A 9173-nucleotide genomic window follows, 5' to 3' on the forward strand; every position below is an offset into this window, starting at 1 on the left:
GCATTGCACAGATCGATCTTGCGCTCCTCAGTGCTGGCATCGGCCTGCTCGCGGATCGCGACCAGCCGGTCGCCCTCGACGATGAAGCGGCCGTAGCCGGTGGGATCGGCGGCGCGGAAGCCGAGCGCGGCGATCGCGGCGCCGTTGGCGAGCGGCGCGCGCAGCCGCGCAAAGGTCTCGGCCGAGATCAGCGGCGTGTCGCCGAACGCGATCAGGAGATCGTCGACGCCGGCCGCGATCGCCTCGCGCGCCGCCAGCACCGCATGCGCAGTGCCGAGCCGCTCGGCCTGCACGAAGGTGAGCGCATCGGGGCGGATCCGCCTGGCCTCCTCCGCCACCGCCTGATGGTCCGGGCCGATCACGACGGCGAGTGACGTGCCGGTTCCCTTGGGTGCTGCGGCTAGCACATGGGCGAGCAGCGTCTGGTGAGCTACGGGATGCAGCACTTTCGGCAGCTGTGAGCGCATGCGCGTGCCTTCGCCGGCGGCGAGCACGATCGTGAGGCTTGAGCGGGCGGTCATCGCAATCCTGTCAGATACGGCCGAATCAACTGGCGCGGCAGGCGGCAGGCCGCCCTCATGCTGCCTGCCTTGCTACCCCCGCAAACGCCCGGAATTCAAGTGCGGCACGCTTTTCCTGTTAATGTTCCCTGATTGATTCGGGGAAGCCGGACAGGGCTGGGCAACTTTACGTTCATGGCAAAGGATTCCGATCCACTGGCGGATGCCTTCGGCACCAAGGAGACCGGCGGGCTGTTCTCAGCGCTTTTGGCCGAAGAGAGCACGTTCGACCGCCGCATGATGTGGCGGCTGGGCTCGTGGGGCGTGGCGGCCGTCGGCGCCGTCGTGGTCGCGGTGATGGCCAACCAGGCCCAGCTCGGCTGGCGGCGCGACCAGGCCGCGTCCGTCGATCTGTCGCGGCAGGCCGACAGGCTCCAGCTGCTGACCAAGGAAAGCCAGAACGAAGCCCGACGGCTCGCCGCCGCGATCGAGACGCTGAACACCGATCGCGACCGGCTCTATTCGCGCGTCACCGTGCTGGAGCAAGGGCTCGATTCCGTCACCGGCGCCATCGCCAAGCAGAACGCCGCGCCGCCGCAGGCGTCCGCATCGAAGCCGCAGGACATGCCGGTGGCCGCGGCGCAGACCGCGCCCGCCGCACCCAGCATTGCGCCGGTCGCCTCGGCGCCGGCCAACGACAAGCCGCGCGCAGACGCCGCCAAGGATTCGCCGAAGGACGCCGCGAAGGACCAGGCGAGCCCGCAGTCCGCGGCCGCCGCCTCGCTGGTCGCGCAGTCGCCGGCGACGACATCGGCGCTGCCGATGCTTCCGCTGGTGCCGTCCAAGTCGATCATGGCGCCGCCTGATCCGGCCGCATCGAAACTGATGCAGCCCGAAGCAACCGAGAAGAAGCCCGAACCGGCGCCCGCCCCGACCGAGGTCGCTGCGGCACCGGCCAAGCCGCCGGAGGCAACCAAGACCCCGGAAGCGGCCGAGAGCGAGGCTCCTTCAATCGCCGTTCAGCAGACGCGCTTCGCCATCGATCTCGGCGGCGCCAACTCGCTCGATGGCCTGCGCGCGCTCTGGCGCGGCGTGACCAAGTCGAATCCGGAGATCGCGGCGCTGCGGCCGATCATCATGATCAAGGAGGGCACCACCGGCCTCGGCATGCAGCTGCGTCTCGGTGCCGGTCCCCTCGTCAACGCGGCCGCCGCCGCAAAGCTCTGCGCTGGGCTGGCGGAGAACGACCGCCACTGCGAGACCACCGTGTTCGACGGCCAGCGGCTGTCGATGCGCGGTGGTTCGGAGAAGGGCCAAGAAAAGTCTCAGGACCGGATTCAGGAAAAGAACGGCGAGAAGAACCCGGACGCGGTGCCGCAAGCCGAGACCGCACCTGCGCCTGCCCCCACCGCCAAGCCGGACAAGCGCCGCCGCAGCTATTCATCGAAACGCTCGTCGAAGCGCGAGGAGCCTGCGCCGGCGCCTGCGGCGCAGCCAGCACCGGCAAAGCCGGAGACAGCGTCGGCGGGATCGACGTTGTCGTCGTTCTTCAGGCGGTAGCGACCGGGAACCCGAACTTGTGGTAGAGACCTGACAGCTTCGATCAGGACTAGCCATGCACACAAGCTACGACGACATCATCTCCCGCATCAGCACGCCTCCGATCTGGTTCGACGAGCATGCTGTACCCCGCTATTGCGCCTTCGAGCCTGCACGCTCAGCAAATATTCACATCGGCGAAATCGCGCTTGTTGAGATTACCTGTCAGTCGTGCAAGCGCAAATTCCACGTCGCGCTATCGGCGGTCAATTTCCGAGAGGGGACGATCGCCCAGGCCATCCGTAGCAAGACGCTACATTATGGTGATCCGCCCCGCCACGATGGCGATCCAGACGACCTTAATGCATGCCGTGCTGGCGCAAGCATGAACAGCGAGCCGCGGCGAGTGATCGAATACTGGTATCGCCACGATCCCCGCTTCGTTAAGGGCACCCGGGTTATCAACATGGATTACTTCAAATGGGCACGCGATCCGTCGCTCGAGGTTGATATTCAGCGCGACAGGATCAACCAACGTTAGCGGCCACCGTAAGTTTCGTTCGCAAATTCGCGAAGAAAGGTCCGCCTCCCCTGTTGCCCCCTCCCGTCATCCCGACCATATTGCGCGCATGACAAAAAAGCCCTTCCGCCTCACGCCCTACCAGGTGCAGTTCCTGATCGTCGTCGGCTTCGTGTCCGTCGGCTATGCGCTCTATCTGCGCTATCTCGGAATCGAGAACTCGCAGGTCGGGCTCGCCTGCGATGCCGGCCTTCAGACGCTGATCTGCAAGGCGCGCGCGGTCTCGACGGTGCTGTTCAAGAATTCGGTGTTCGGCATCGTCGCGCTGGTGGCTGCGACGCTGAACCTGATGCGGCCCTCGATCGTGCTGTTGACCGTCGGCATCATCGCCGCCGGCCTCGGCATCGTGCTCTACAACGTCGTGCTGTCGGGGCTGGCGATCGGCCTGCTCATCCTTGGATTTGCTCGGCCCGCGCCCGCCACAGCGTGAGCGCGAACAGCAAATAGATCGCGCAGGTCCACAGCGACTGCCAGTTCTCGCGGCCTTCGCTGACGAGGACATAGGCCGCCGCCAGCGTCAGCACGCCCGCGAACACCGCCTCCGCGATCGGACGCTGGCCGATCTGCGGCCGGTTCAGCATCAGGATCGCGAACGGYACCACCGCCATCGTCAGCGAGGCGTAGGGGAAGTCGTGGTAGCGCGGATCGAACACGAAGCCGAGCGCGGTCTGTGCCGCGATCACCGCGGTCACCGCCAGCGTCAGGCCGAGCACGGCGGTGAGCTTTGACCATTTCCGCCCTGCGCTCGGGCCGAGCAGGTCGAGGAAGGTCGGCAGGCTGCGGCCGATGACCAGCGCCTGCGCGCAGAAGATCGGCGACAGGATGCCTGCCAGAAGCAGCGCGCCCCAGTGCAGCCAGCCGCCCAGGCCATAGCTCTCATAGTACATCTTGTCGGCGCCGATCCCGAGCAGGATGCCTGCCGATGTCGCCGAGATGCAGACGCCGAGCCAGGCCGAGAAGCGCGGCGTCCAGGGCCGCCGCCGCAGCGTGATGAGCGCGACCGCGAACACCAGCACGCTCAGGCCCATGCCGGCGCCCATGTACCATTTCCAGAACGGGAAATTGCTGATCGGCTCACCCGGCGGATATTTCAGGTTCCGGCGCACCGAGTCATAGAGGCCCCAATAGCCGCCCACGGTGCCCTCGAGCTTGCGCTTCCAAGGCTGGTCGTAGGACTCGATCAGGTTGACTCGGAATTTCTGCGCTTTCGCAAGGCTCAGGATTTCCGAGACCACCCGCGCCTGGTTGGTGCGCGACGGCAGCGCGYCCTCGCGCATGCGCCCTTCGCTTGGCCAGCCGGTTTCGCCGATCAGGATTTCCTTGCCGGGGAACGCCACCGCCATCCGCTCGCGGATCGATTCGACATGGGCGGCCGCGAATTTCGCGCGCACCGGATTGTCTTCCCAATAGGGCAGGATGTGGATCGTGACGAAGTCGACGGCCTCGTAGACCTCGCGGTTCCTGAGCCAGAACTCCCAGACGTCGGCATAGGTGACGGGCACGCTGACCTGGGCCTTCACCGAGCGGATGATCGACACGAGGTCGGCGGTCGTCATCTCACCGCGCAGCAGCACCTCATTGCCGACGATGACGGCGGTGATGATTCCCGGGAAATCCTTGCTGAGGCGGACGGCGAGCGCCGCCTGCTCAAGATTCTTGGTACGGTTGCTGGAGAGCCAGATGCCCTGGAGCACCTTCAGCCCACCGACCTTGGCGGCGATCGCCGGCACCTGGTCGAGCCCGTTCTCCATCGAATAGGTGCGGACGCAGTCGGTGATCTCCTTGAGCTGGCGCAGGTCCTGCTCGATCTGATCGGCCTCGATATGGGTCCACGCGTTCAGCGGCGATTGCTCGCCGCGGAACGGCGCGTAGGACACGCATTGCACCTTGTCGGCGGGATCGATCGGGGCGCGCGCGAGCGTGATCGGCGTGGCCAGCCACCACCACACGGCAGCAATCGCACCCAGCGAAACGAGCAGAAGCGCCAGTGGCGTACGAAGAGAAATTGGTTCCATCCTCCACGAAGGGCCCGTCGATTACCTGCTCGCACGCCATCTGCCAAGGGGGGCCGGCGGCATTAGGGCCGATCCGTCCCGCTCTCCCGTAAAATCGCCTGCGGCCGTTCGACCGGGACTTAGCATCGTGACTTTGCTGGACAAAATTCGAAATACAGGTCATGGGATTTTGCGGGACTTTTCCGCCGCATTGGAGACCCATTTGGACGCCATCAGCTAGCGCGTCTGCGAGGTCCTGGCGCGGGCGGTCAGCGGAGATATTGGGGAATTCATGCGGCAACGGGTGCTTGAGTTACGAAATGCGGTCCTGCGGCAGTTCGCCGCCACCTTGGCCGTCTCCTCCCTTGTCCTGCTGGTCGGCCTCGGTGGCGCCTCCGCCCAGAGCGGCGCGCCCGCCCCTGACCAGGGCAAGGCCGCCGCCCAGCCCGCCGACGCCGCCAAGGATACCGCCCAGAACCAGCGCCGCACCGACGAGTTCGCAGAAGCCGCCCAGGTCATCAACGGTCCGGCCGGCAACCCCGAATGCGTCTGGCTCGGCCGGCGCGTGGTGCGGCTGATGTGGCGGGATGACCTCGATACCGCGTTCCGCCATCTCGACCTCTACGACCGCTTCGGTTGCCCTGGCGGCCACATCCAGGCTGCCTTCCGCTGCCTGACCCGCTTCGGCGGCCAGATCGATCCCAAGGTTGCGGAGACCCTGGACAGCCGCGTGCACGCCTGCTGGATCAACCCGGCATCCCAGCCGCAGCAGGCGGCCGCCGCGGCCTCGCAGCCGGCGGCACCGACCACCGGGAATTCGCCGCCGCCGCAGCCGGCCGCAAGCCCCTCGCCCGCGGCAAGCCCGTCGCCGGCGCCCCCGAAATAGCCGCGATCGTTTCAGCGTTCGTTCAGGAACGATCGGCGATAGATGCGGTTGGCACTGCCGCGCGCTCACCAAAATGCCATGCCCTCATAAGGTCATGAGGCTATGACAGTTGTGAAACCGCGCGGCAGAGGTATGCTCCATTTGCCGCGGACTCGGTCGGATCTCGGGGTCGGATCCGCTTCCCTGCCACCTCAGCCCCGTTTGGTTTAGCCGCGATGCGCGTTGTCGCCGCCGTTCTGTTGCTCGTGTCCGTGCTTCACGCCGGCATCTGGGGAGTCTTGCGCGACAGGGAACCTGCGCCGGACTTCAGGGGCCTGTTGCCCAGCGTCTCCTACGCGCCGTTCGAGGGCGCGGCCCATCCTGATATCGACAACATCCCGACCGTCGAGAAAATCCGCGCCGACCTGAAGACGCTGTCGACGATGACGCGCGCGATCCGGCTCTATTCGTCGACCGGCGGCGTGGAACTGGTGCCGCCGATCGCCGCCGAGTTCGGCCTCAAGGTCACCGTCGGCGCCTGGATCGACAAGGACAAGGATCGCAACGAGCGCGAGATCAAGGCCGCGATCGAGCTCGCGCGCAAGAACAGCAACGTCAACGGCGTCGTGGTCGGCAACGAGGTGATCTACCGCGGCGAGCAGAAGGTCGAAGACCTCATCGAGATGATCAAGAAGGTCAAGGGCGCGGTCCGCGTTCCCGTGACCACCGGCGAGATCTGGAACATCTGGCGCGACAATCCCGACCTCGGCTCCAACGTCGATTTCATCGCCGCCCACGTSCTGCCCTATTGGGAAAATTTCCGCTCGGACCAGGCGGTCGACCAGGCCGTCGACCGCTACAACCTGCTGCGCAATCTGTTCCCCGGCAAGCGCATCGTGATCGCCGAGTTCGGCTGGCCGAGCGCGGGCTATAATTTGCGCAACGCCGACCCCGGTCCGTTCCAGCAGGCGCTGACGCTGCGCAACTTCGTCAGCCGCGCCGAAGCCATCGGTATGGAATACAACATCGTCGAAGCCATCGATCAGCCCTGGAAGTACTTCGAGGGCGGCGTCGGTCCGTACTGGGGCATCCTCAACGCCAGCCGCGAGCCGAAATTCGCCTGGACCGGCCCGGTGGAAAATCCCGATTACTGGAAGCTGATGACGATCGCGCTGCTGGTCGGCGTGCTGTTGTCGCTGCCGATCCTGCGGCTGGAACAGCCGACCGCGCGGCAAGCCTTCCTGCTGTCGGCCACCGCCAACGGTGTCGGCGCCTGGGCCGCGACCGTGTTCGCGTTCTGGAACGGGCACTATTTCATCTTCGGCTCGGCCTTCGCGCTGACGCTCGGCATGATCCTGCTTGTTCCGCTCGTGCTGATCGCGATGGCGCGGATCGACGAGATCGCGGCCGTGGCCTTCGGCCGGCCGCCGCAGCGGCTTTTGACCAAGGGCAAGCCGGTCGACAACGTGCCCGAGGCCTATTTCCCGAAAGTCTCGATCCACATCCCGGCCTATTTCGAGCCGGTCGAGATGCTCAAGCAGACGCTCGATGCGCTGTCGCGGCTGAACTACCCGAACTACGAATGCGTCGTCATCATCAACAACACGCCCGATCCCGCCTTCTGGCAGCCGATCCAGGATCACTGCCGCGCGCTCGGTGAACGCTTCAAGTTCATCAACGCCGAGAAGGTGCAGGGTTTCAAGGCCGGCGCGCTCCGGATTGCGATGGACCGCACCGCGGCGGATGCCGAGATCATCGGCATTCTCGATGCCGACTACGTCGTCGATCCCGACTGGCTCAGGGATCTCGTGCCGGCCTTCGCCGATCCGCGCGTCGGCCTGGTGCAGGCGCCGCAGGAGCATCGCGACGGCGACCTGTCGATCATGCACTACATCATGAACGGCGAATATGCCGGCTTCTTCGACATCGGCATGGTCCAGCGCAACGAGACCAATGCCATCATCGTGCACGGCACCATGTGCCTGATCCGCCGCGCCGCGATGGACATGGCCGGCGGCTGGTCGAGCGACACGATCTGCGAGGACAGCGACCTCGGCCTCGCGATCCAGGAGCTCGGCTGGACCACCCACTACACCAACCACCGCTACGGCCAGGGCCTGCTCCCTGACACCTACGAGGCGTTCAAGAAGCAACGGCATCGCTGGGCCTATGGCGGCCTTCAGATCGTGAAGAAGCACTGGCAGCACTTTCTGCCCGGCCGGAGCCGGCTGACGCCCGACCAGAAGCGCGAATACGGTTTGGGCTGGCTGAACTGGCTTGGGGCCGAAAGCCTCGGCGTGGTCGTGGCGCTGCTCAACCTCGTCTGGGTGCCGATCGTCGCCTTTGCCGACATCGCCATCCCCGACAAGATCCTGACGCTGCCGATCATCGGCGCCTTCATCGTCTCGCTCGTGCACTTCCTGTCGATGTACCGGGCGCGCGTCGCGATCAAACCCGGCCAGATGCTGGGGGCCATGATCGCGGCGATGAGCGTGCAATGGACGGTGTCGCGCGCGGTCGCGCAGGGCCTCATCACCGAGCACATCGCGTTCGCGCGCACCTCCAAGGGCGGCCTGTCGCGGATGTCGATCGAGTTCCAGGCGTTCTGGGAGGCCGTGATCGGCGCCCTGCTCCTGATCGGCGCCGGCGTCCTGATCGCCTCCAACAGCTACCGGCAGATCACTGAGATCTACATCTTCGCAGGCGTCCTGGTGCTGCAAAGCCTGCCGTTCCTGGCCGCGGTCGCGATCGCGATCCTCGAGCTCAGCCGCATCAACTCGTTCCAGTTCTGGCGCGACAGCGCGATTCGCACCGCCGAGCTGATCGGCCTGCGCCCGGTCGCGCTGCCGACACCGGTCGGCACGCCGCAAGCCGTGCCGAGCGAGGTGCGGCGCGAGGCGAATTGACGGGCCCATGGCCGGCGGCGCGGGGCACGACCTCCGCGCTGCCGGGTCACACCACTCTTCGACGTGGATGACAGGCCGCCAATCGGGTTGAAAATCCCGGCTTAAGCGACGGAAACGCCGGACGAATCCCCGCCTCTGCCGCGATCCTCGGCAACCATCCGCGCTATTGACCTCAGCGCCCCATCCCCCTACACAGCGCGGGCCGAAAGCATGATCCGGAAACAGCCTCACCGGCTTTCCCCGCGACGCTTAAGTCAAACGTGGCGGCAAGACATGCTTTTCGAAATGACCGAAGACGATGGCGATCGATCGTAAAGCCATCAGCGGCCATGGGAGCGCGTAGCTCAGCCGGTAGAGCACGTGACTTTTAATCACGGGGTCCTGGGTTCGAGCCCCAGCGCGCTCACCATACAAATTCAACAACTTACGAAAATTACGAACCGACCAAAAAAGCCTTGTGTGGGCAGCGTGTGGGCAAACCGATTGTCCCGCTCGCGGTCGGAGATCTCGGCGCGATAGTTACCGGCCACGACCTCTAGCCCTGCCCTCTCCTCCGGTGTGATCGCGCCGGCGGCCAACTCCAGGCAGATGCGCTCCATGCGCGCGAGCTCGTCGATGTCGTGCTGATGTCGCCCCATGCGACCGATCAGACTCTGGATGTGAGCTGTGCGTCAAGGCCGCGAGGTGACCGGCGGCTGCTACTTCACAGTCTCTTCGTCTCTCGTCACCGCGTCCAGTCTTTGCAGTTGACCGGCTAAACCAGTAAGGCTCCTGGCGATGTTCCTCAAT

Annotated in this window: 8 protein-coding genes and 1 tRNA gene; 6 read left to right on the top strand and 3 right to left on the bottom strand. The window is 65.6% G+C overall.

The genetic code is table 11. From position 1 onward, the window contains the following. On the bottom strand, positions 1 to 521 hold a 521-nt coding region (locus ACXJL8_RS24940), incomplete at its 3' end, for an NTP transferase domain-containing protein (RefSeq protein ID WP_456685763.1). Positions 522 to 695: 174 nt separating this feature from the next. Here ACXJL8_RS24940 and ACXJL8_RS24945 point away from each other — a divergent pair. The 3 genes from ACXJL8_RS24945 to ACXJL8_RS24955 all read left to right on the top strand — a co-directional run bounded on the left by ACXJL8_RS24945 (position 696) and on the right by ACXJL8_RS24955 (position 3049). Next, positions 696 to 2060 (top strand): hypothetical protein, encoded by a 1365-nt coding sequence (locus tag ACXJL8_RS24945; protein WP_456618938.1) that lies wholly within the window; start codon positions 696 to 698, stop codon positions 2058 to 2060. Positions 2061 to 2115: 55 nt separating this feature from the next. Next, positions 2116 to 2580, top strand: coding sequence for a hypothetical protein (locus ACXJL8_RS24950; RefSeq protein ID WP_456618937.1), 465 nt, complete (start codon positions 2116 to 2118; stop codon positions 2578 to 2580). An 88-nt stretch (positions 2581 to 2668) separates the two neighbouring features. Continuing rightward, a complete protein-coding gene (locus ACXJL8_RS24955) occupies positions 2669 to 3049 on the top strand; it encodes a hypothetical protein (protein WP_456618936.1) in 381 nt (126 codons plus the stop codon). Here the strand turns inward: ACXJL8_RS24955 and ACXJL8_RS24960 are convergent. Further along, positions 3009 to 4634 (bottom strand): glycoside hydrolase family 17 protein, encoded by a 1626-nt coding sequence (locus ACXJL8_RS24960; RefSeq protein WP_456685764.1) that lies wholly within the window; start codon positions 4632 to 4634, stop codon positions 3009 to 3011. The genes ACXJL8_RS24955 and ACXJL8_RS24960 overlap by 41 nt on opposite strands. A gap of 271 nt (positions 4635 to 4905) precedes the next feature. Between ACXJL8_RS24960 and ACXJL8_RS24965 the strand changes: the two genes are divergently transcribed. From ACXJL8_RS24965 to ACXJL8_RS24975, 3 genes are all read left to right on the top strand, one after another. Further along, on the top strand, positions 4906 to 5499 hold the full coding sequence (locus tag ACXJL8_RS24965; protein WP_456618934.1) for a beta-1-3, beta-1-6-glucan biosynthesis protein: 594 nt from the start codon (positions 4906 to 4908) through the stop codon (positions 5497 to 5499). Positions 5500 to 5714: 215 nt separating this feature from the next. Further along, positions 5715 to 8384, top strand: coding sequence for a glycosyltransferase (locus tag ACXJL8_RS24970; protein WP_456685765.1), 2670 nt, complete (start codon positions 5715 to 5717; stop codon positions 8382 to 8384). 333 nt (positions 8385 to 8717) lie between these two features. Then, a tRNA-Lys gene (locus tag ACXJL8_RS24975) sits at positions 8718 to 8793 on the top strand. A gap of 7 nt (positions 8794 to 8800) precedes the next feature. On the opposite strand, the gene ACXJL8_RS24980 is transcribed toward ACXJL8_RS24975, so the two are convergent. Next, complete coding sequence (locus ACXJL8_RS24980) at positions 8801 to 9022, bottom strand: hypothetical protein (protein WP_456618932.1); 222 nt, start codon at positions 9020 to 9022, stop codon at positions 8801 to 8803. Between the last annotated feature and the right edge of the window lie 151 nt (positions 9023 to 9173).

Source organism: Bradyrhizobium sp. P5_C11_2, assembly GCF_054049755.1.

Coding starts and splice junctions, on each gene's coding strand:
- ACXJL8_RS24945 (WP_456618938.1), top strand. CDS start 696: ATGGCAAAGGATTCCGATCCACTGGCGGATGCCTTCGGCACCAAGGAG.
- ACXJL8_RS24965 (WP_456618934.1), top strand. CDS start 4,906: ATGCGGCAACGGGTGCTTGAGTTACGAAATGCGGTCCTGCGGCAGTTC.
- ACXJL8_RS24980 (WP_456618932.1), bottom strand. CDS start 9,022: ATGGGGCGACATCAGCACGACATCGACGAGCTCGCGCGCATGGAGCGC.
- ACXJL8_RS24955 (WP_456618936.1), top strand. CDS start 2,669: ATGACAAAAAAGCCCTTCCGCCTCACGCCCTACCAGGTGCAGTTCCTG.
- ACXJL8_RS24950 (WP_456618937.1), top strand. CDS start 2,116: ATGCACACAAGCTACGACGACATCATCTCCCGCATCAGCACGCCTCCG.